Origin of the sequence: Solwaraspora sp. WMMB335 (assembly GCF_049179075.1) — a bacterium.
In the GTDB taxonomy this organism is placed as follows: domain Bacteria; phylum Actinomycetota; class Actinomycetes; order Mycobacteriales; family Micromonosporaceae; genus Micromonospora_E.
On the sequence record NZ_JBMHMF010000001.1, the window covers coordinates 1,626,036 to 1,647,722 of the forward strand.

At 70.8% G+C, this 21,687-nt stretch carries 20 protein-coding genes and 1 CRISPR repeat array; of the genes, 16 read left to right on the forward strand and 4 right to left on the reverse strand.

The genetic code is table 11. From position 1 onward, the window contains the following. Nucleotides 1–7: 7 nt before the first annotated feature. The 4 genes from cas3 to cas2 are packed head-to-tail and all read left to right on the forward strand — an operon-like array spanning nucleotide 8 to nucleotide 4,257. The gene (gene cas3 / locus ACN27F_RS06610; RefSeq protein ID WP_421431717.1) at nucleotides 8–2,515 is read left to right on the forward strand and encodes a CRISPR-associated helicase Cas3'; all 2,508 of its coding nucleotides are present in this window, start codon (nucleotides 8–10) and stop codon (nucleotides 2,513–2,515) included. Next, nucleotides 2,515–3,009: a CRISPR-associated protein Cas4 gene (locus ACN27F_RS06615; protein ID WP_421431718.1), complete on the forward strand. Its 495-nt coding sequence runs from the start codon at nucleotides 2,515–2,517 to the stop codon at nucleotides 3,007–3,009. The genes cas3 and ACN27F_RS06615 overlap by 1 nt, the downstream gene beginning before the upstream one ends. Continuing rightward, on the forward strand, nucleotides 3,009–3,989 hold the full coding sequence (cas1, locus tag ACN27F_RS06620) for a CRISPR-associated endonuclease Cas1 (RefSeq protein ID WP_421431719.1): 981 nt from the start codon (nucleotides 3,009–3,011) through the stop codon (nucleotides 3,987–3,989). Before ACN27F_RS06615 ends, cas1 begins: the two co-directional genes overlap by 1 nt. Nucleotides 3,990–3,993: 4 nt before the next feature. Further along, nucleotides 3,994–4,257, forward strand: a complete 264-nt coding sequence (gene cas2, locus ACN27F_RS06625; protein ID WP_421431720.1) for a CRISPR-associated endonuclease Cas2 — start codon at nucleotides 3,994–3,996, stop codon at nucleotides 4,255–4,257. 117 nt (nucleotides 4,258–4,374) lie between these two features. Beyond that, a CRISPR array of direct repeats spans nucleotides 4,375–5,857; the repeat unit is 30 nt; unit sequence GTCCTCATCCGCCCTACGAGGGATCGCAAC. Nucleotides 5,858–5,899: 42 nt separating this feature from the next. Here the strand turns inward: cas2 and ACN27F_RS06630 are convergent. Both ACN27F_RS06630 and ACN27F_RS06635 read right to left on the reverse strand, forming a co-directional pair. Next, nucleotides 5,900–6,370 (reverse strand): NUDIX hydrolase, encoded by a 471-nt coding sequence (locus tag ACN27F_RS06630; RefSeq protein ID WP_421431721.1) that lies wholly within the window; start codon nucleotides 6,368–6,370, stop codon nucleotides 5,900–5,902. 80 nt (nucleotides 6,371–6,450) lie between these two features. Beyond that, nucleotides 6,451–7,689, reverse strand: coding sequence for a helix-turn-helix domain-containing protein (locus ACN27F_RS06635; protein ID WP_421431722.1), 1,239 nt, complete (start codon nucleotides 7,687–7,689; stop codon nucleotides 6,451–6,453). A gap of 287 nt (nucleotides 7,690–7,976) precedes the next feature. On the opposite strand from ACN27F_RS06635, the gene ACN27F_RS06640 reads away from it, so the two are divergent. The 6 genes from ACN27F_RS06640 (at nucleotide 7,977) to ACN27F_RS06665 (ending at nucleotide 13,404) form a co-directional block, all read left to right on the forward strand. Continuing rightward, nucleotides 7,977–8,384: a hypothetical protein gene (locus tag ACN27F_RS06640; RefSeq protein WP_421431723.1), complete on the forward strand. Its 408-nt coding sequence runs from the start codon at nucleotides 7,977–7,979 to the stop codon at nucleotides 8,382–8,384. Continuing rightward, nucleotides 8,381–9,100 (forward strand): GOLPH3/VPS74 family protein, encoded by a 720-nt coding sequence (locus ACN27F_RS06645; RefSeq protein ID WP_421431724.1) that lies wholly within the window; start codon nucleotides 8,381–8,383, stop codon nucleotides 9,098–9,100. Before ACN27F_RS06640 ends, ACN27F_RS06645 begins: the two co-directional genes overlap by 4 nt. Nucleotides 9,101–9,138: 38 nt before the next feature. After that, nucleotides 9,139–10,788 carry an APC family permease gene (locus ACN27F_RS06650; protein WP_421431725.1) on the forward strand — a complete coding sequence of 550 codons (1,650 nt, stop codon included), beginning with the start codon at nucleotides 9,139–9,141 and terminating at the stop codon, nucleotides 10,786–10,788. Continuing rightward, nucleotides 10,785–11,432: a GNAT family N-acetyltransferase gene (locus ACN27F_RS06655; RefSeq protein ID WP_421431726.1), complete on the forward strand. Its 648-nt coding sequence runs from the start codon at nucleotides 10,785–10,787 to the stop codon at nucleotides 11,430–11,432. The genes ACN27F_RS06650 and ACN27F_RS06655 overlap by 4 nt, the downstream gene beginning before the upstream one ends. A 754-nt stretch (nucleotides 11,433–12,186) precedes the next feature. Beyond that, a complete protein-coding gene (locus tag ACN27F_RS06660) occupies nucleotides 12,187–12,702 on the forward strand; it encodes a hypothetical protein (RefSeq protein WP_421431727.1) in 516 nt (171 codons plus the stop codon). A gap of 225 nt (nucleotides 12,703–12,927) precedes the next feature. Further along, nucleotides 12,928–13,404, forward strand: coding sequence for a hypothetical protein (locus tag ACN27F_RS06665; RefSeq protein ID WP_421431728.1), 477 nt, complete (start codon nucleotides 12,928–12,930; stop codon nucleotides 13,402–13,404). A gap of 295 nt (nucleotides 13,405–13,699) precedes the next feature. On the opposite strand, the gene ACN27F_RS06670 is transcribed toward ACN27F_RS06665, so the two are convergent. Beyond that, complete coding sequence (locus tag ACN27F_RS06670; protein ID WP_421431729.1) at nucleotides 13,700–15,457, reverse strand: Ig-like domain-containing protein; 1,758 nt, start codon at nucleotides 15,455–15,457, stop codon at nucleotides 13,700–13,702. 175 nt (nucleotides 15,458–15,632) lie between these two features. Here ACN27F_RS06670 and ACN27F_RS06675 point away from each other — a divergent pair, with 175 nt between their 5' ends. The 5 genes from ACN27F_RS06675 (at nucleotide 15,633) to ACN27F_RS06695 (ending at nucleotide 20,108) form a co-directional block, all read left to right on the forward strand. Continuing rightward, nucleotides 15,633–16,649: a dehydrogenase gene (locus tag ACN27F_RS06675; RefSeq protein WP_421431730.1), complete on the forward strand. Its 1,017-nt coding sequence runs from the start codon at nucleotides 15,633–15,635 to the stop codon at nucleotides 16,647–16,649. After that, a complete protein-coding gene (locus ACN27F_RS06680) occupies nucleotides 16,627–17,025 on the forward strand; it encodes a 6-pyruvoyl trahydropterin synthase family protein (protein ID WP_421431731.1) in 399 nt (132 codons plus the stop codon). Before ACN27F_RS06675 ends, ACN27F_RS06680 begins: the two co-directional genes overlap by 23 nt. Next, the gene (locus ACN27F_RS06685; protein WP_421431732.1) at nucleotides 17,022–18,092 is read left to right on the forward strand and encodes a glycosyltransferase family 4 protein; all 1,071 of its coding nucleotides are present in this window, start codon (nucleotides 17,022–17,024) and stop codon (nucleotides 18,090–18,092) included. Before ACN27F_RS06680 ends, ACN27F_RS06685 begins: the two co-directional genes overlap by 4 nt. 44 nt (nucleotides 18,093–18,136) lie before the next feature. Continuing rightward, nucleotides 18,137–18,994 carry a class I SAM-dependent methyltransferase gene (locus tag ACN27F_RS06690; RefSeq protein ID WP_421431733.1) on the forward strand — a complete coding sequence of 286 codons (858 nt, stop codon included), beginning with the start codon at nucleotides 18,137–18,139 and terminating at the stop codon, nucleotides 18,992–18,994. A gap of 106 nt (nucleotides 18,995–19,100) precedes the next feature. Continuing rightward, nucleotides 19,101–20,108, forward strand: a complete 1,008-nt coding sequence (locus ACN27F_RS06695; protein WP_421440012.1) for a lysylphosphatidylglycerol synthase transmembrane domain-containing protein — start codon at nucleotides 19,101–19,103, stop codon at nucleotides 20,106–20,108. A 26-nt stretch (nucleotides 20,109–20,134) separates the two neighbouring features. Here ACN27F_RS06695 and ACN27F_RS06700 read toward each other — a convergent pair whose 3' ends face one another. Further along, on the reverse strand, nucleotides 20,135–20,827 hold the full coding sequence (locus ACN27F_RS06700; protein WP_421431734.1) for a RibD family protein: 693 nt from the start codon (nucleotides 20,825–20,827) through the stop codon (nucleotides 20,135–20,137). Between the two features lie 132 nt (nucleotides 20,828–20,959). Here ACN27F_RS06700 and ACN27F_RS06705 point away from each other — a divergent pair, with 132 nt between their 5' ends. After that, nucleotides 20,960–21,664 carry a GTP cyclohydrolase II gene (locus ACN27F_RS06705; RefSeq protein WP_421431735.1) on the forward strand — a complete coding sequence of 235 codons (705 nt, stop codon included), beginning with the start codon at nucleotides 20,960–20,962 and terminating at the stop codon, nucleotides 21,662–21,664. Nucleotides 21,665–21,687 lie beyond the last annotated feature (23 nt).

The following is a 21,687-nucleotide window of genomic DNA, read 5'->3' on the forward strand; positions in this document are numbered from 1 at the left end:
CGGGGCGGTGACGGCAGCGGGCCGGACCCGGTCGGCGCTCCCGCCGCCGGGTGCCGCGCTGAGCCGGGTGCTGGCCAAGAGCGCACAGCGCGGCCGGGCGGCCGAGTCGTTGACGGATCATCTGGCGGCCACCTTGGCGGCGGCGGGTGACCTGGCCGGGCGGGTCGGTCGGATCGCGGTGGTGGAGACGGTCGTCGGGGACATGTTCTGGCCGGCGGTGCGGTGGGCGGCGGTGAGCCACGACGCCGGGAAGGTAGCCGACGGCTTCCAGGCCATGATCAGTGGCAGGTCGGCGGCGTGGGGGCAGCGGCACGAGGTGCTGTCGCTGGGTTTCCTGCCGCTGCTGATCGAGGACGAGGCGCTGCGCCGCTGGGTGGCGTTCGGAGTGCTCACCCATCATCGGGCGTTGGCCCCGTCTGTCGACGGCACCGGCAGAGCGTCGATCGCCCAGACGTACGGCCACGGTGGCCTGTCGTTGGCGGATTTCCGCGCCCGGATCGGCCGGGTCGACCCGGTGATCGTCGCCGATCTGTGCCGTTGGTTGGCCGGCACAGGGGTCGGGATCGGGGCCGGGATCGGGGCCGGAGCCGGGGCCGGAGCCGGGGCCGGAGCCGGGCACGACGCGGGCCGGGACGTGGTCGCGCTGGCGCACACCGTGCTGGCGGACACGCTGCGCTACTGGGAGGAGCAGGGCTGGGCCGGCGAGGACCACGATCTGACGGCGATCCTGGTCCAGGGCGCGGTGACGTTGGCCGACCATCTGTCGTCGGCGCACGGCTCGCTGCACCATGCCCAACCGATCGGTCCGGCGTTCGCGGCCGGGCTGGCCGGCGACTTCTCCGCCGCCGGCCACGCGCTGCACCGGCATCAGGAGCAGGCTCGGGACGTACCCGGGCATCTGTTGTTGCGGGCTCCGACCGGGACCGGCAAGACCGAGGCCAGCCTGTTGTGGGCGGCCGGCCAGGTCGCGGACCTGGCGGGCACGGTCGGCGGGGTGCCGAGGGTGATCTACACGCTGCCGTACCTGGCGTCGATCAACGCGATGGCGGACCGGCTCGGCGTGGTGCTCGGCGACGCCGAGCTGGTCGGGGTGTCACATTCGCGGGCCGCGTCCTATCACCTGGCTACGGCGATCCGCGCCGAGGACGACAGCGCGGCGGCCACCGGCGGCGGCGAGCCGGACGTCGAGGACGCCCGGCGGGCGGCGGCGGCCCGCAAGGCGGTGTCGCGGGCGGCGGCGACCCGGCTGTTCCGCGAGACGGTGCGGGTGTCGACGCCGTACCAGTTGCTGCGTGGTGCGCTGGCCGGTCCGGTGCACGCCGGCATCGTGCTCGACTCGGCGAATTCGGTGTTCATTCTGGACGAGCTGCACGCGTACGAGCCGGTGCGGTTGGGCTACATCCTGGCGGCGGCCCGGCTGTGGGAGCGGCTGGGCGGGCGGGTCGCCGTGCTGTCGGCGACGTTGCCGACCCCGCTGGCCGGGCTGTTCGCGGACACGCTGCGGGCGCCGGTGCACCAGGTGTCGGCCGCGCCGGGCTGTGTCGCGCGGCGGCACCGGATCCGGGTCCGGGACCACGCGTCGACCAGCCCGGACGCGGTGGCCGAGATGCGTGGGCGGCTCGCCGCGGGCGAGGCGGTGCTGGTGGTGGCGAACAACGTGGCGCACGCCCAGCAAATCTACGACGAGCTGGCGGATGCCGGCCCGGCGGTCCTGCTGCATTCGCGGTTCAAGCGGGGGGACCGGTCCCGCGTCGAGCGGCGGATCACCGACCGGTACGGCACCCGGGTCAGCGCGGCCGGGCTGCGACGGGGCGGGCTGGTGGTGGCGACCCAGGTCGTCGAGGTGTCGCTCGATGTGGACTTCGACGTGCTGTTCACCTCCGCCGCCCCGCTGGAGGCGCTGCTGCAACGCTTCGGCCGGGTCAACCGGCTGGGCCGTCGCCCGCCGGCCGATGTGATCGTGCATCCGGCGGCGTACGGGCCGCGTCGCGGGGACCGGTCCGGCGGCGACTTCGCCGACAGGGTCTATCCGCGGGAGCCGGTCGAGGCGGGCTGGCGCACCCTGTGCGGGCACGACGGGCAGCCGGTCGACGAGATCGAGGCCGGCGGCTGGTTGGACGACGTGTATGCCACCGCGTGGGGTCAGGCGTGGCGGGCCGAGGTCGAGCAGGCGCGCGACCGATTCCACGAGGACTTCCTGTCGTTCGCCGAGCCGTACGCGGACCGGTCGCCGCTGGCGGACCGGTTCGACGAGTTGTTCGACGGCACCGAGGCCATCATGCAGGACGATCTGGGCGACTACGAGCGGGCGTTGGAGCTGGCCGATCAGAAGGCGGCGGGCCGGCTGCTCGCCGACGACTTCCTGATCCCGATGCCGGCGTACGCGTCGCGGCTGGCCCGGCTCGACCGCCGGCTCGGGGTCCGGGTCGTCGACGGCGAATACAACGAGGAGTACGGCTTGACGACGGTCAACGCGGTCGAGGGCGAACGCTACCGGCTGGGTGAGGTGTTCTGATGCGACCCGAGGACATCGGCGGCGTACACATCAAGTATCTGCACCATTGTCGACGGCAGCTTTGGCTCTATGCCCGTGGGGTGCGGCCGGAGCAGCTCAGCGCGGCCGTGCAGTTGGGTGAGGCGGTGCACGACCTGTCGTACCGGCGCAACTCGCCGGTGGATCTCGGTGCGGCGGTGCTGGACTTCGTTGACGGCGAGCAGTGGGTGCACGAGGTGAAGTCGTCGTCGCGGTCGACGACCGCCGACGAGGCGCAGGTGGTGCACTACTGCTACCGGTTGCGGCAGGTCGGGGTGGCGGCGCGCGGCGCGGTGCTGCACTACCCGAAGACCAGAAGGACCAAGAAGATCGAGTACGGCGACGCCGAAGCGGCCCGCGCCGAGCGCGACATCGCTGAGGCGTTGGCGGTGACCGACGCCGCCGAATCCCCACCCCGACTGTCCCGGTCCCGCTGCCGAGGGTGCAGTTTCGTCGACTACTGCTGGAGCGACTGATGCCCGCCGCCACCCGCACGTACTGGCTGACCAGCGCCTGCCGGATCCGCCGGCAGGACCAGTCGCTGGTGATCGAGCGTGAATCCGGTGACAAGGTGCACGTGCCGGTGACCGACGTCCGGGACATCGTCGCCGTGCAGCCGGTGGACATCAACACGGCGGTCGCGTCGCCGCTCAATCGGCACCGGGTCAGCGTGCACCTGCTGGGCCACTACGGCGACTACGTCGGCTCGCTGCTGACCAGCGAGACCAGCGTCTCCGGGGAGACGGTGCTGGCGCAGGCCCGGCTGGTCACCGACCCGGCGGCCAGCCTGCGGGTCGCCCGGGACCTGGTGGTGGCGACCGCGTTCAACGTGCGCCGGGTGATCGACCGCGATCTGCTGGCCGCGCCGTACGCGACGGTGAAGGAATCGGCGGCGAAGGCGACCAGCGCCGCCCAGTTGATGGGTGCCGAGGGCACGTTCCGCCGCTCGGCGTGGGAGATGCTCGACACCCGGCTGCCCGACTGGTTGCAGCTCGGCGGCCGGTCGCGACGGCCGCCGAGCAACGCCGGCAACGCGTTCATCAGCTACGTCAACGGCATCGTGTACGCGCGGGTGCTGACCGCCGTCCGGTTGACGCCGTTGCACAGCGGGCTGGCATTCCTGCACTCCACGATGGAGCGGCAGCGGCATTCGCTGGTGCTGGACCTGGCGGAGGTGTTCAAGCCGTTGTTCGCCGAGCGGCTGCTGCTGCGCCTCGCCGGCCGTAACCAGCTCAAGCCCGAGCACTTCGACAGCGACGTCAACCAGGCGATGCTCAGCGAAACCGGCCGCCGGTTCGTGGTGCAGACCGTCCGTGACGAGCTGGGAACCACGGTGCAGCACCGCAGCCTCGGCCGGAAGGTCGCCTACGACGAGCTGCTCTACCTGGAGGCGCTGCGACTGGCCCGGCACTGTCTGGAAGGCGAGCCGTACAAGCCGTTCCGGATCTGGTGGTGACCGGGTGTACGTGATCGTCGTCTACGACACCGCCGCGAAGCGCAACCCGTTGATCCTGCGGACCTGCCGGCAGTACCTGCACCACGTGCAGCGCAGCGTCTTCGAGGGCGACCTCAGCGAAGCGCAGCTGCGCCGCTTCCGGGCAGCCGTCGAGGAGGTCATCGACAGCGGCTACGACAGCGTCCTCGTCTACACCTTCCCGCCCGGCACCAGCGGCCAGCGACAGGAGTGGGGCCGTGCCCAGCCCGCGCCGTCGGACATCCTGTAGATCAACAACACCGATTTCAGCGACACGCCGGGGTAGTCTGCACAACCGGAGGTTCGCTGCAAAACCCGGCCCGACGCCGACCCCGACAGGCCGCCTGACCTGCGACTTAAGCTTCGGGTCCTCATCCGCCCTACGAGGGATCGCAACCCACAACGGCGAGCCGGCATACTCGGCCGGCACCGAGTCCTCATCCGCCCTACGAGGGATCGCAACAGGCCGACGAGCCGGCCGACACTGACCCTGACGAGTCCTCATCCGCCCTACGAGGGATCGCAACACTGGCCATGGTGGTTTGCCGCGCGCACCGTGTCCACCGGTCCTCATCCGCCCTACGAGGGATCGCAACTCACCGATCGCCGTGCTCTACGACGAGTACGTGCCGAGTCCTCATCCGCCCTACGAGGGATCGCAACACATCGCGGCAACCAGGTCGCCGACGTTGATGCGGAGTCCTCATCCGCCCTACGAGGGATCGCAACACGGCCAGGAGCAGACCACGGTCACCGCCCTGCCCGGCGGTCCTCATCCGCCCTACGAGGGATCGCAACCATCGTGCTCACGCTGGCCGAGTTGCAGCCCTACAGGTCCTCATCCGCCCTACGAGGGATCGCAACATGGTGCACGGCGGTGAGCGCCACTGTGAGCACCAGTCCTCATCCGCCCTACGAGGGATCGCAACGTACACCGGGACAGCTGGTGCACGATGACGTGAAAGTCCTCATCCGCCCTACGAGGGATCGCAACCCTTCGAAGCCCTGCTGAAAGAAGCAGGAATCGACGAGTCCTCATCCGCCCTACGAGGGATCGCAACCGCCAATCAGGGACTTGCGCTGCCGGCCCAGCGCCTTGTCCTCATCCGCCCTACGAGGGATCGCAACGGCAGGCGCCGATGGATGCCGCGGTCCGCAACGCCAAGGTCCTCATCCGCCCTACGAGGGATCGCAACGTGTTGGACGGCGCCCGGAACCGGTGGTGCGTCGAGTCCTCATCCGCCCTACGAGGGATCGCAACACGCCGAGCCGAGCGCGGCCGGGTCGGTGCAGCTGATGTCCTCATCCGCCCTACGAGGGATCGCAACGCGGATGTCGTGTCGTTCTCCGGATCAGGCTGGGGCGTCCTCATCCGCCCTACGAGGGATCGCAACGCGAGGGCCTGGCGGGCGTCCGCGTCGAAGACCTGCAGTCCTCATCCGCCCTACGAGGGATCGCAACAATCCGTCGACGATGCCGGCGACCATCTCGCCGGTCGTCCTCATCCGCCCTACGAGGGATCGCAACCGGCGTCGCCGCGCAGATGGTGCACAACTCGACACGTCCTCATCCGCCCTACGAGGGATCGCAACCGGTGCAGGCTGGGGTAGAGCTGCTTGGCGATCTGCCGGTCCTCATCCGCCCTACGAGGGATCGCAACCGGCGGGACGGAAACGGTAGAGGGGTCAGAATGCGCAGGTCCTCATCCGCCCTACGAGGGATCGCAACTGTGCGGGTTGCTGCCGCTGTACGGCCGCCACGGGCGTCCTCATCCGCCCTACGAGGGATCGCAACCCCTCGCTGCTACCGCCGAGGTGTCTGTCCTCATCTGCCCTAAACGGGACCGCAGCCAGAACGCACCGATGCGACATATCGTGCGCAGCATCCTCAAATTAGCCGATGTACGGCTTGTCGCGATCCTCGTAGCCATGGTCAATACGGAGTCTCATGGAAGGATGAATCTGACGGCTGTTCAGATCACTCCTGGTGATCCAGTCGACCTCAGATGACTCGTCGCTCGTAGTCGGCACTCCAGCCACGTACCTCGCACGGAAGCAGATGGAAAACTGCTGCCGCACCTCGCCATCGCTATACTCAACTAAATGGTTCGGATTTGTATAGATGCCAACTACGTCCGTTACTTCAATCTCAACGCCGGCCTCTTCTCTGGTTTCACGTACCGCCGCCTCAGCGATGTACTCGCCGAAATCCTGCGCACCACCGGGAAGTGCCCACAGGCCATTGTCGGTCCGACGAATGAGCAACACTCGACCTTGATCGTCGAGGACGAAGACGGTCACCGCGACGACGATCGAGTTCGGTCGCGGCGCGTTCGGGTTGTTGAAGTGTTCGATTCTAGCCACGGATACAGCCTGCCATAAGCCCGCTCCCGACCGTTAAATCAAAATCCACATCCAGCCCCAACATTGGGTAAGGGCCACAGCTACCGAAGGCTGACAGCTCGAACCTCTGCGTTCAGCATTACCGCTTCACGAGAGCGGACATAAGGTTTTTGCAGCAGCATGTCCGCAAACCGGTTAAGTCGCTTCCGAATCCAGCTGATATGCCGCTCGCGTGGCAAATCAAGGACCGGCCGGACCGCCGCCGCAGCGGCATCGAGCTGCCCGAGCTGCAAATGCGCCGTTCCCTGATAGATATGCGCAAGGGCCTCGTCATCCAAGGATCGCGCCGCAGCTGGCTCCTTCTTCCACAACTCAATTGCTTCGGTCGCTTCGCGTACAGCACGGTCGGCGTCAGCGCGGCTATCAAGCCAGATCAGGCTGCTGCCAGCGTAGTAGTGCTGCTTGGCCTCGCTGAACCCGAAGACCCCCTGCGACAAGTCGAGGCTGGGTGACTTTTCACGTACACGCTGCGCCTGATCGAGAGCGCGGTTACTCCCCCGCGAGTCGCCGAGATTCGCATGGCACTGCGCGTAACCGCAAAGCAGTCGGAGCTTACCTTTTCCCTCATCTCGTAGCCCGTCAGCGATGTAGGATAAGGCCCGAGTGTAGTCGCCATCGAATCGAGATATCAAACTCTGAGTGCCGCGAACCCAGGAACGAAGTTCTCGGTCGCCGGCCCGATCAGCGCAAACCAGGGCAGCATCCGCGTGGGTCATCGCCGCCGAGGAGTCACCGAGATCGAGAGCAGCGTAGGCAAGGATTCCTTGTAGCCGACCGGTGATGACGTATAGATCCGCAACCTCTCGCGGACGGTATTGGTGGCTCCGCAGACGCCGCAGTGCTTCGCTCCGTAGCGCCACGGCGTCCTGCAGCATCGGCCCCGGAGACTCACTGAGGTACGACACCGCGAGTTGCTGCGTCGCGTGATGCAGATCAGCGAGTTCCATACCCTCATCCGCACTGGCGATCATGCGGAGCGAGTCTCGCGTCGAGGCAACCAACAGCCGGCCTGTCCTCAGCGCTTCCTGCCGGTCATCTGCTATCGCCTGCCAGGTTGCCAGCAAGCTCCCAGCCGCACCTAGCGTCCGGTCAGCAAGCTCCGCGAACTGACGCTCCGGAAATTTCTCACCTTGCTCAACCTTGCCGATGTAGCCGCGGTTGAAGCGAATGCGATTGGCAAGATCACGCAGAGACCAACCGTGCGCGGTCCTCAGCGAACGCAGCAGGTCGCCGAACCGCGAAGAGTTGTGCCCAGCCACGCCATCGACCTCGGCTGCCACCGTGCCCACCCCCTGCTGTCGCCCACTGGTGTGTCGGGGTCACAGACGACACCTTACCTCTGTTGCCGGCTATCACGGCCGGTCCACTGTATGCGGTAGCAGTTGGCCGATCGGATTTCCTGTACTCGAAATGATCAAAGACCGGGACACGCACTCGTCTTCGCGTCAGCTCACACGCTGGATTGCGCCGTCCTGCCACGGGAGGAAGCGTTGTGTCTTTTCGTAGTGATCATGGTTGGTGTGGTGGCCGGGCTTGTCGGGGTGGTGGGCGGGTTCGCGTTGTGCCGATGCCGGCACCGGTGGTGCCCGCGCTGCGGGCAGACGCTGACCTGCCGGGACTGCACCGCCCCGATCGACCGCACCTGGGGTCTGGGGCGGCCACCGGCGCAGAGCAGCCGCCGCTGGCCGACCCGCCGCCCGCGCAACCAGGCCGGCGTCCAGAACCGCTGACCAACCCCGACGCCGTCCTGCACCTGCCCGTACGACCGACCTGGACCTGCACCGGCTGCGGGCCGGACACCGGCTGGCCGTGCGAATGGGCCCGCGCCGAACTCACCGCCAACCTCGACCCCATCTCCCGCGCCATCTACGCCGCCGAACGCATGACCGAAGCCGCCGCCGACCTGTGGCGCACCGCCACCCCCGGCGAGCTGTACCAGCGGTTCCTCTCCTGGACCAGGCAGCCGCGCCGATGACCACCTACCGCACCCACACCCCGCCCCGGCGGTCCGCCGCCGCGTCACCACCGCCGCCACCGTCAGGGCCGCCGCGACCGGTCGCCGGCCGGCAGCTCGCCGACGAGTACTTCCTGATCGCCCACCACGACGTCACCGGCCGGCTGCTGACCACCCCACGGGCCGCCGGTCTCGGCCTGGCCGCCGCCCTGCTCACCGACCTCACCTGGGCCGGGGCGATCACCGTCACCGCCGCCGGCACCCTCACCACCACCGACCCGACGACCGCCGTCGACCCGTGGGGGCAGACCGTCCTCGGCTGGGTCGCCGCCGAACCCGGCCACCCCGCGTCCACCTGGCTACCCGTACTCGCCGGACACGCCCGCCGCACCGTCGCCCACCGGCTCACCACCCGAGGCGTCGTCCGCCCCCGCACCGCCCGCCGGCTCCTGCGCCGGCACACCACCTACTCACCGGCCGACATGAACACCGCCGCCTGGTCGTGGGCCCGCATCACCACCCGGCTACGCCGCCACGAACCCCTCGACCCGTTCGACACCTGCCTCGCCCGGCTCTGCGTCGACACCGGCCTGACCGGTCAGATCTGCGACACCACCACCGCCGACGTCCACCGCCGCCTCGACCGGCTCGTCACCGACGTACCGCCGCAGGTCGACGCCCTGCTGCGGCACCTCGCCGCCGCCGCCGGTCGGGCCGTGCTCGCCGGCCGCGCCTGACCCCGACCCGACCCGCCGACCCGACCGGAGTCTGCACCGTGCCCACACCACCCGGCCGCCCCCGCCGCGCCAGCGTCGCCGCCGCCCTCGCCCGCTCCCGCCTCGGCGTACCCCAGGTGTTGTTCTTCGTCCTGGCCGCCGCCGCGCCGATGACCGTCGTCGCCAGCGCTGTGCCGACCGCGTACGCGGTCACCGGCCTGCCCGGCGTCCCCGTCGCCTACCTCGCCACCGCCGCGATCATGGCCCTGTTCGCGGTCGGCTACGTCACCATGTCCCGGCACGTGGTCAACGCCGGATCCATGTACGCCTACGTCGCCCACGCCCTCGGCCCGGCCGCCGGTGTCGCCGCCGCGTTCGTCGCCGTCACCGCGTACGCGATCATGCAGATCGGCCTGTACGGCGCCTTCGGTGTCGTCGCCGCCGGCACCGCCGCCGCCCTGTTCGGCGTCAGCCTGCCCTGGTGGTTGTGGGCGCTCGCCGGCTGGGCGCTGATCGCCGGCCTCGGCCCGGCCCGCGTCGACCTCAACGGCCGCGTCCTCGGCGTGCTGCTCGTCGCCGAGGTCGGCGTCGTCATCGCGTACGACGTGGTGCTCGCCGCCCACCCGGCCGCCTCGACCATCCTGCCGGTGACCTATCCCCTGCACCCGGCGCACCTGCTCGCCCCCGGCATCGCGGCGATCCTGGTCGGCGGCATCGCCGGCTACGTCGGCATCGAAGCCACCACCGTGCTCGCCGAGGAGACCCGCGACCCGCGCCGTACCGTCGCCCGCGCCACCTACCTCGCCATCGCCGTCACCGCCATCCTGTACGCCGGATCCGCGTGGGCGATGGCGGTGGCCACCGGAGCGGACCGCGTCGTCGACACCGCCGCCCGCCACGGCCCCGACCTGATGTTCGCGCTGGTCGCCGCGCACCTGCCGGCAGCCGCCGTCGACGCCGGCCGGCTGCTGCTCGCCACCAGCCTGTTCGCCGCCCTGCTCGCCTTCCACAACCTGGTCGCCCGCTACCTGTTCGCCCTCGGCCGCGAGCGGGTGCTGCCGGCGCGGCTCGGCCGCACCAACCGGCGTACCGGCGCGCCCGCGCTCGGCTCGTTCACCCAGACCGTCCTGTCCGCGGTGGTCGTCATCGGGTACGCGGTCGCCGGCTGGGACCCGATCGTCCACCTGTTCTTCTGGCTCACCGTCACCGGCGGGCTCGGCGTCCTGATCCTGATGACCGCCGCCACCGTCAGCGTGCTCGTCTTCTTCCACCGACACCGACACCGACACCCGCACCAGCAGTGGCAGCAGCACCAGCACCCGCACCAGCGCCCGCAGGCGCGCCGGCTCGGTGAGAGTCGCTGGTCGACGCTCGTCGCGCCCGGTCTGGCGCTGGCCGTGCTGACCGTCGTGCTCGCCGGCACCCTGATCGGCTTCGGTGACCTGCTCGGTGCCGCGCCCGGCTCTCCCGTCCGCTGGGCACTGCCCGGCCTGTACGCCGCCGCGATCGCGGCCGGCCTGACCTGGGCAGGCGTGCTGCGCGCCAGCCGGCCACACGCCTACGCCGCCGTCGGCTACGGCGCCGACGCCAACGTCGACACCACCCGCCCCGCCGTCCCGACCCCCCGCCCGCCCTCGCCCCCGCCCTCGCCCCCGCCCTCGACCACGACCCCGACCCCCATCCCCACCCGGCAGGAGACCCGACCGTGACCGCCACCACCAGCACCACCATGGTCCGCCGCGCCCGCCCGGACGACATCCCGCACCTCGCCCGCGTCCTCGTCGCCGCCTTCGTCGACACCCCCGACATGGCCTGGCTCGTCCCCGACCGCCGCGACCGGCGCCGCATCCTGTCGCTGCTCGCCCCCGGCATGGTCGCCCACGCGATGACCGCCGGCTCGGCCTACACCACCGTCGATCGGGCCGCCGCCGCGCTCTGGCTCCCCTACGGCGTCGCTTACACCACTCCCGCCCACCACGCCCGCCGCCTCGAACGCATCGCCGGACCGTACGCCGACCGCTTCGCCCACCTCGCCGCCCTGCTGCGCACCCACGCGCCCCGCCGTCCGCACACCTACCTCGCCCACCTCGGCGTCCATCCCGCCCGCCACCGTCAGGGCCTCGGCACCGCACTGCTCGCCCACCGGCACGTTCTCTGCGACACCGCCACCACCCCCGCCCACCTCATCGCCACCACCCCCGCCGCCCGCAACCTCTACCACCGCCTCGGCTACCAGCCGACCACCGCACACCCGCTCGCCCTGCCCGACAACGGCCCACCACTGTGGCCGATGTGGCGCGAACCCGGCGCAGGTACCAGCCGGAGTGCCGGCCCGAACGACACCAGCGACTGACGGGCACGCACAGTGCCGCACCGGTCCCGTCCAGCGCGGCACCGTGTGTCTCGTGTCAGTGGTGCGGTTGAGCCTTCGTCGCCGGAACGTATCGGGTGGGTCAACCGTCGTGGTCGCGAGTCAGCGCCGGAGCCTCGAGAAACCGCCGACTGTCCACCCGCAGGCAGCCAGACGCGCCAGGCGAGAAGCGCAGCGGTCGGTGCTAGTTCATGTGGTCGGAGAACGAAACCTACGGCGATCACTACCACGCGGCATACGCCGTCAGCGACTTGCCAGCTCGGCCCTAAGCGGGCCGGGGCACCCGTGCTGTGGAGAACCTGTCATGGGAGTCGAGGTAAGCCTTCGGACACAGTGAAGCTCGTCTGCGCTGCAAGTGATCATGTCATGAGGATGCCGACGATCATCGAGACACATCAGAGTGTTGCGCAGATCACAGAAGTACCCCAAGGCCATCAATCATCACCACGAGTAACGGACTCTAGCTAAAAGTGCCCAGTACCAGACAAGCTCCGATCACGGAGAGCAACTTCGCCAGCGGCAGTCATCAGGCAAACAAACTCAAACAGAAACGATCATAGTCAATGTTGTGCTATCAAAGTTTCAACGAGAGGTTCGCTTTCTGCAAACGACCGGTCCCCACAGTCGCCGACCTCTTAGTCCCGCCCCTTTGCAAGGAGGACCCATGCAGTTATACCCAATTCTACGTGCCGTCACAGTCGCAACGGCAGTCTTGGCAGTCGGTAGCCTTTCGCCAGTGCCCGCCTACAGCGCCGAGCAGGTACCTCAGCCCGATGGCGCCTCGGTGTACATCGAGGCGCCAATGAAGCGCGTCGGTGTCGACCATCAGATCGCCGAGTCGAACGGCTACGAAATCCGCATCGATGCCAACGGCATCGAGTATGCAATCAAGAAGGGCGCTATCGCACCACTCGACGAGGTAAGCGGCACCTGCGGCACCTCGTTTGTCTACTGGACCTCCGTGGACACCTCAAAGCACAGCGCAACGATTTATACTGGCCACACCATTTACAGTTCGTTTCCTGGAGCAATCTACACAGACTGGGCCGTTGGAGTGATTGACAGCTACGGGTCAAGCACGAAAAATTGGCACGATCCTTCGACACCAACACACTTTTGGGCAAAGAATCACCTATTCACATCCAGCGGTTCTGGCTGGGCATACGCTGACGTACTCCTAGGAAGCATCGCTACCCTCTCCAACGGCACCATATGCTTCGCCGGTAGTCCAACTGCCAGTGTGTACCTGTAATGACAGCCCGATCCAGGGTAGCATGACGACGACGTAGGAGAACTTGCATCTAGAGAGGCCTCCAGCATGGACCACCTCCCCGGGCAGCCAGACCGGCATGATCCGAGCAGAGCGCCACAACGGCCTACCGCAGCGGATGTCTACCGCTGGCTCGGTGCGAGGTTCGCCGTGTTGGAGGCACCTCAGACTCGCTCCCGCGTCGTCGGTCGGCAGTGGGAGACCATCGTGGCCGACGCTCACGGCGTTGCGCGTGATCTGGGACAACCCCGGTGCCTAGAGGTCCGCATCGGGCACGAACTTAACGCGGGATCCCATGTCGATGTCACCACGCTCAGGGATGACACGGGCGGTGCCTCTGTGGTTCACCATCTGTGGAAAGGACTCATCGACTACCAGTTCGCGCTGGCGGGACGCCGAGGCGCGCCCCCGTGGGGATCCGGGCCACCTCCGCCCGAGTACGTCGACCGACTCGATGCCAACAACCCACCTCAGACGACCCAAACGCGCACGCTAGCGGTTGATGGCCAGGTGTCGCCGAACTGGACGTACCTGACCTGCCCAGACCTGGCCACCGCGCAACCGCTCGCGGCATGCGGCAAACACATCTCGTCGGCATTGGTCATGGTCATCGGCCCGGCCGCTGCGGTCGAAACCGCCCAGTTGCGCATGTGCCCTGACGATCACGAGCCGGTTATCCAGTAGCCAGGGCCCCGCCTGCAGGAAGCGCTGGCTGGCTACCTCACCGCTGTTCCGGCAAGAAAGGTCACGGGTAGATCCCCGTTCACCGTAGCGAGGGTTCCCCGGTCAGGGCCGTCACGTCGTACTCGAAGCTGGCCATCTCCCGGAGGTGCTGGCGGACGCGCTCGCGCATGGCCTGCCGTCGCTCCGGTGGCCACCCGGCCTCGACGGCGGTCCGGCGGGCACGGCAGCGGCCACGCCCTGCCCGGTGACCTTGACACCGGAGATCGACAGATTCCTCACTTCCTCACCGGCCTGGTCAGGCCGGCGAGGATGCTCTGGTGGCACGCAGCTGGGCCTTCACGCCGGCCCCGTACGGCGTCGGCCGGCCGTTGTAGTCGCGGATCAGCGCCGGCACGTCGGCGTAGCCCTCGGTGTGCCACACCGACCCGAGGAAACCGAGCCGGCGGTCGTCGAGCCAGTCGATCGCCGCGTCGACGAACCGGTGCCCGCCGGTGTCCTCACTCATCTCGGCGGCGAGCAGCGGCACGACGGCGGCGACCGGTGCGACCTGCTGGTCCCAGCAGCTGCGGGTGCCGCACGCCGCGTCGTCGTCGACGTGCCAGCCGGCGACGAGGTTGCCGCCGGCGTACGGGTCGGCGGGCCGGTGGGCCAGCCAGCCGGACAGGTCGTTGCCGCCGTCGAGGCCGCTGACCAGCAGGGCGTTGTGGCTGCCGGCGAAGTACCGGATGTGGTAGATCAGGGCGTCCGCGCCGAAGTCCGGCCAGCCGGGCGGCAGACCGGCCGACGGTCGGCCGTCGCGCCACGCCTGCCAGGCCGCGTCGGGGGTCAGCCCGCCGACCGCCGGGTACGCGTCGCCGTGCAGGTCGAACACGATGCTGTTGTCGTCGTCGACGTGCGCGGCGACGTCCACCCAGAACGTCCGTTGCAGCGAGGTCGCCGGGCCGTGCCAGGACAGGATCGGGGTGATCCCGTGCCGGACGAGCCGCCGCGCGTACCCGATGATCGCGTCCCGGTAGACGGCGCCCCGGTACTCCGGCGGGACCGTGTCGCGGCCCAGCCAGCATTCGGGGTCGAGCAGGATCCGTACGGCGTTGATCCGCCACCGCCGCATCGCCTGCACCGAGGCGTCGTCGACCGGGCCGTGGAAGACGCCGGAGCCGTCGCGGCACAGTGTCTCGGCGCCGGCGCGGACCACGCCGCGCAGCTGGTAGGGCCGGGCCGGCTGGTCGACGGTGACCAGCTGGTTGCCGGCCACGGTCAGCACCGGGGCGTGACCGGGCGGCGCGGGGCGGACCACCCGCACGCCGCGTACCTCGGCGGTGGTCCGGGCACCGGCGTCGTCGTGGGCGGTCGCCGCGATCCGCATCCCGTTGCTCGGCGGAGGGCTGCGCCAGGTGAAGGTGTACGGGGCGGTGGTGTCGGTGTGCAGCAGGGAGCCACCGGAGTGGAACTCGACCCGGGTGATCCGGCGCCCGGCGGCGGGGGTGACGTCGGCCGCCACCGGGATCTCCCCGGTCGTGGCGAAGATCTGGTTCAGCTGCGGGCTGCGCAGCGCGACGGCCGGTGGGCTCGGATCGACCGGTGGGCCGCTCGGGCTCGGCGGTGGCACGCTCGGGCTGGGCGGCAGGTCGGGGTCGACGTTGCAGGTCCGGCCGTCGAGGTGGTAGCTCGTCGGTGGCGGGTTGGCCGCCGAGTAGCTGCCGCTGAACTGCACCTGCACGGACGCGCCGGTGTCCAGGGGGTACGCCCCGGCGTCGGAGCGCAGCTCGTACGGCCAGGTGAGCGAGCTCAGGATGAGGCCGGGCGGCAGCTGCCGGTACGCGGAGTTGATGGTCTGCTGGGCGCCCGGGGTGAAGGTGAGTCGCCAGGTGGCGACCGGCGGGCCCAGGTTGGTCAGCGTCATCCGGGCGACGAACCCGTGTGACCACTCCCGGGTGACCTGGTAGTCGACGGTGCAGTGGAGCGCCGCGTAGGCGGGCCGCAGCGCGAGCCCGAGCAGCCCGCCGGTGACCGCGAGCAGGCTGGCGACCGCAGCCGCGATGGACCGTCGCATGTGCACCCCTCGGATCGGGAACAGCGCCGACAGCATCCACATTCAATCGTCAATCATCTATCTGTCAACCTTCTTGCACTCACCTGCACATCGCGCTGCCGATCACGAAAAATCACCCTCCGTGCCCGGCTATGGTTACCGGGGCCGCCGGGACGACAGACGAGGGGGACGGCCGATGACGCTGCGCGAGCACGCGTTCTGGCTGCGCGCCCCCGGCGACGGCGAGATCCGCCCGGTCGAGGTGGGCCCGCCCGGCCCCGGCGAGGTGCTGGTGCGGACCCGGTACACCGGGCTGAGCCGGGGCACCGAGACGCTGGTCTTCCAGGGCCGGGTGCCGCCGAGCCAGCACGCGGCGATGCGCGCCCCGCACCAGGACGGCGACTTCCCGGCCCCGGTCAAGTACGGCTACCTCAACGTCGGGCAGGTCGAGCAGGGTCCAACCGGCCTGGTCGGCCGGACCGTCTTCTGCCTCTACCCGCACCAGACCCGCTACGTCGTACCGGCCGACGCGGTGACCGTGCTTCCCGACGACGTGCCGGCGCGACGGGCGGTGCTGGCCGGCACGGTGGAGACCGCGGTCAACGCGCTGTGGGACGCGGCACCGCTGGTCGGCGACCGGATCGCCGTGGTCGGCGCCGGGATGGTCGGCGCCGCGGTCACCGCCGTGGCGGCCGGCGTCCCCGGCGTACGGCTGCAGGTGGTCGACCCCGACCCGGCCAAGGCGCCGGTCGCGGCGGCGTTCGGCGCCGACTTCGCCCACCCGGACGACGCCGCCGGCGACTGCGACCTGGTGATCCACGCCAGCGCCACGGCGGCCGGGCTGGCCCGGTCGCTGGAGTTGCTCGCCGTCGAGGGCACGGTCGTCGACCTCAGCTGGTACGGCGACCGCCCGGTCAGCGTGCCGCTCGGCGAGCACTTCCACTCCCGCCGGCTGACCATCCGCAGCAGCCAGGTCGGCCTGGTCTCCCCCGCCCGGCGGGGCCGCCGCGACTACGCCGACCGGCTCGCGCTGGCGCTGCGGCTGCTCGCCGATCCGGCGTTCGACGCCCTGCTCACCGGCGAGAGCGAGTTCACCGAGCTGCCCGCGGTGCTGCCCCGCCTCGCCAGCGGCGAACTGCCCGCCCTGTGCCACCTGATCCGCTACCCAGCACCAGCACCGGAGGATGAGCATGTTCAGCGTCACCGTCCGTGATCACATTATGATCGCCCACAGTTTCACCGGTGACGTGTTCGGCCCGGCGCAACGGTTGCACGGTGCCACCTTCGTCGTCGACGCGACGTTCAAGCGCACCGGCCTCGACGCCGACAACATCGTCGTGGACATCGGCCTGGCCGGCGAGCAGCTCAAGGCCGTACTGGCCGATCTGAACTACCGCAACCTCGACGACGAGCCGGCCTTCGCGGGGATCAACACCTCCACCGAGTGGCTGGCGAAGCTGATCGCCGACCGGCTGGCCGACCGGGTGCACGCCGGGGACCTGGGCGACGGTGCCCGTGGCCTGGCCGCGATCGGCATCACCCTGCACGAGTCGCACGTGGCCTGGGCCAGTTACGAACGCGCGCTGTGACCGAGGTCGTCGCGATCCTGCCGGGCACCGTCGCCGACCCGGCGACCCCCAGCGGCGGCAACATCTACGACCGGCACCTGTGCCAGGAGTTGGCGGCCGCCGGCCGGCCGGTACGCGAGATCGCCGTCGACGGCGACTGGCCGCGCCCCGGCCCGGCCGCCCGCGCCCGGCTCGCCGACATCCTGGCCGGACTGCCCGACGGCACGGTGGTGCTCGCCGACGGCCTGGTGGTCTGCGGCGTGCCCGAGGTGGTCGCCCCGCATGCCGGGCGGCTGCGGCTGGCGGTGCTGGTGCACCTGCCGCTGGCCGACGAGACCGGGTTGGCGCCGGCCGACGCGAGCGCGCTGGACGCCGCCGAACGCGCGACGCTCGCGGTGGCCGACGCGGTGCTCGCCACCAGCGACTGGACCGCCCGGCGGCTGGTCGACGGGCACGGGCTGGCCGCCGGGCGGGTGCACGTCGCCCGGCCCGGCGTGGCACCCGGCCCGCTCGCCGCCGGCAGCCCTGGCGGTGGCCGGCTCGCCTGCGTCGCCTCGGTCACCCCGCGCAAGGGGCACGACGTGCTGGTCGACGCGCTCGCCACGGTCGCCGACCTGGACTGGGAGTGCACCTGCGCGGGAGCGTTGACCGCCGCCGGGCACGTCGAGCGGGTACGGTCGAGGATCGCCCACTACGGCCTGACCGAGCGGGTGCGGCTGGTCGGTCCGCGAGCCGGCGCGGCGCTGGCGGCGACGTTCGGCGCGGCCGATCTGTTGGTCCTGCCGTCGCACGCCGAGACGTACGGCATGGTGGTCACCGAGGCGCTGGCGCGGGGGGTGCCGGTGCTGACGACCGAGGTCGGCGGGGCGCCGGAGGCGCTCGGCCGGGCCGGTGACGGCAGCCTGCCCGGGATGCTGGTGCCGCCCGGCGACCCGGCGGCGCTGGGCGGCGCGTTGCGCCGCTGGCTCACCGACGCGGGGCTGCGCGAGCGGCTGCGGGCCGCCGCCGGACGCCGCCGGGCCGGGCTGGCCGGTTGGGACGCGACCGCCGCGACCGTGGCCGGGGTGCTCGACGGCCTGCGTCGGTGACGGACGGGGGGACGCCGCAGCGCGCGGCGAGAAGGGGGAAACGCATGGAAACGATCGAATCCGCCGGACACAGCTCGGCCGGACACAGCTCCGCCGGGTACAGCCCGGCCTGGTTGGACCTGCGGGAACCGGCCGACGCGCAGGCCCGTTCGGCGGAGCTGGTGGCGGAACTGCGCCGGCTGCTCGCCCCGGCCGGGCACATCGAGGTGCACGACCTGGGGTGCGGGACCGGGTCGATGGGACGGTGGCTGGCCCCGCAGCTGCCCGGCAGCCAGCACTGGGTGCTGCACGACCGGGACCTGGCGCTGCTGGGGCACGCCCAGGCGCGGATGGCACCGACCGCCGCCGACGGCGCGCCGGTCACCGCGACCACCCGCCGCGACGACGTCACCGCGCTCACCGAGCATGATCTCGCCGGTGCCGGGCTGATCACCGCGTCCGCGTTGCTCGATCTGCTCACCCGCGACGAGGTGGACGCGCTGGCCCGGACCTGCCTGGCGGTGGGCTGCCCGGCCCTGCTCACCCTGACCGTGGTCGGGCAGGTCGAGATCCGTCCGGCCGACGAACTCGACGGTGAGCTCGCCGCCGCGTTCAACGACCACCAGCGCCGGCACAGCGCCGGGCGGGCGCTACTCGGCCCGGACGCGGTCGAGGTGGCCACCGAGGCGTTCACCCGCCACGGCGCGAAGGTCCTGGTCCGGCCGAGTCCGTGGCGGCTCGGTCCGCCGCAGGCGGCGCTGGCCGCGCAGTGGCTCGACGGCTGGATCGCGGCGGCGTACGAGCAGCGCCCGGAGCTCGCCGGGCGGCCCGGCGGCTACCGGCGGCGCCGGCATGACGCCGCCGCCGCGGGTGAACTGACGATCGACGTGGAACATCGTGACATTCTGGTGCTGCCCCGGTGAACCGCAGGCGACAGTGGCGCGTATCAGTCGGCGGAGGTTCATCGAGGGGGGTTCGGATGCGCAGGGCGTGCTGCCCGCCGCGCACGGCCGGCACTGGCCGTGACACATCGTGAAGGGCAAGGTCTGGCCCTGGTTGAGGCTGCTCGGCGGGCTGGGGATCCTGGCGCTGCTGAGTTGGCGGCTCGGCACCGGGGCGTTCCTCGACGGGCTGCGGGTGATCGACGCCGGGACGCTGCTGCTGGCCGCCGGCATCGGACTGCTCATCACGGTCTGCAGCGCCGGGCGGTGGTGCCTGGTGGCCCGTGGGATGGGACTGGCGCTGCCGCTGAGCGGCGCGATCGCCGACTACTACCGGGCGATATTCCTCAATGCCGCCCTGCCCGGCGGAGTGCTCGGTGACGTCCACCGCGCTGTCCGCCACGGGCGGGAGGTCGCCGACGTCGGCCGGGGCGTCCGGGCCGTGGTGCTGGAACGAACCGCCGGCCAGATCGTGCTGTTCGCGGTCGCCGCGGCGGTGCTGCTGACCCTGCCGGTGCCCGCGCCGGCCGGGCTGCTCACCGCAGCGCGGATCGGTACGGGAGTGGTGGTGTTGCTGGCGGCGGTCGTCGTGCTGACCGCGGTGTTCCGGCGGCGCCGCCAGCAACGGCGCCGCCAGCAGCGACACGCGGCACCGGCGGCCGGCCGGTCGTGGTGGGCACGGGCGGTCGAGCGGACCGGTGCGGACCTGCGTGGCGGTTTGCTGGCCCGGCGCAGCTGGCCAGGGGTGGTGGTGCTGTCCACGCTGGCGCTCGGCGGGCACCTGGCCACCTTCCTGGTCGCGGCCCGCGCCGCCGGGTCGTCCGCGCCGCTGCACCAGTTGGCGCCGCTGATGGTGCTGGCGTTGCTGGCGATGGCGGTGCCGTTGAACGTCGGTGGCTGGGGGCCACGGGAAGGAGTGACCGCGTGGGCGTTCGGCGCCGCCGGGCTCGGTGCCGGCCTGGGACTGACGGTCGCGGTCGTCTACGGGCTGCTCGCGTTGACCGCGAGCCTGCCGGGGGCCGCCGTGCTGGTGGTACGTGGGCTGCGGCGGTTGTCCGCCGCGCGTCGGCGGGTCCGGCTGCAGCCTGCGACGTGACCGGCGGAGCAGCCCACGCCCGGCGGCTAGGTGCCGTCGAAACGCCGCGACAGGGCGTAGCGCAGCAGCGCGACGTCACCGATCTGGCGGACCTCGGCCAGCGCCGCCCGCCGGTCGCCGCGCCAGGGGAAGTCTCCGTCGCTGACGAACCGGGGGGCACGCGAGTCACCGACGAACAGCGGCGCCACCACCAGGTGCAGTTCGTCGGCGAGCCCGGCGGTGAGGAACTGGGTGTGGATGCGACCGCCGCCTTCGACCATGAGCCGGCCGACGCCGCGCGAATGCAGGTCGCCGACCACCCGGGTCAGGTCGATCGGGTCGCCACAGTCGATCACCGTGGCGACCCCGCCGAGCCGGTCCCGGGCGCACCCGAGCGTGCCGCTCGCGCAGTAGACCAGCTTGTCGATGTCACCGACGGTGAAGAACCGGGCGGTCGGGTCCAGGTCGCCGCGACCGGTGACGGTGACCTTGAGCGGAGTGGGCCGCAGGCCGCGTGCTTCGCGCTGGCGCCGCCGGGCCGGCGAGCGCACCAGCAGCCGGGGATCGTCCTGGCGGATCGTGCCGGCACCGACGAGGATCGCGTCGCAGCCGGCCCGGACCGCGTCCACCCGGTCGAAATCCGCGTCGTTGGACAGCAGCAGTCGTTCCCCGCCCGCGTTGTCCAGATAACCATCGATCGACATGCCGCAGCTGAGCAGGACGTAGGGTCGCTCAACCACTGATGGCACCTCCGAGTCGATCAAAAGATAGCCTGCTGGTGAGGCCGGCACACATTCTCCCGCACCGTCGGCGCGCCGGCACCGCTCACGTCGCCCCCGCCGCGCCCGACAACCACCCGATAGGAAGAACCCATGCTCGAACTGCCGCCCGACGTACCTGTCAACGGTAAGGTCGCCGCCAGCGGGACGGTCCCCGCGCCATCGGCCGCGATCCGCCGGCAGGTGACGGTACCGCTGCGGTTCGCCGACGGGTACGCCACCACCGCCCGCGTGTTCACCTTCGACGGGTTGACCGACCCGGGCGAACACGTGGCGCTGGGTCTGGGCAACTGGCGACGGGCGTTGGAGCAGTCCGCCCAGGGTGGCCGGCCGCCGCTGGTCCGCCCGCACAGCGAGTGCCTGACCGGTGATGCCTTCGGCAGTGAGCGCTGCGACTGCGGCCCGCAGCTGCGCGAAGCCATCGAACGGATCGCCGCCAGCGGTGGATTCCTGCTCTACCTGCGTCAGGAGGGCCGGGGCATCGGGCTGTACGCCAAGCTCGACGCGTACGCGTTGCAGGAGGCCGGCCTGGACACCTTCGAGGCGAACGTGGCGCTGGGGCGCGGCGAGGACGAGCGCGACTACACGGTCGCCGCGCAGATGCTGCTCGCGCTCGGCGTCCGGCGGGTCGCCCTGCTGAGCAACAACCCCGACAAGGCCGCTCAGCTCGGCCAGCTCGGGGTGACGGTGACCGAGCAGATCCGCACCGGCGTCCACGTGTCCGCGGCCAACGTGCGCTACCTGGCGGCCAAGGCCAATCACGCCGCGCACACCATCGACCTGTCGGTGGCCGACTAGCTGCGGCTGCCGCCGTAGCGGCG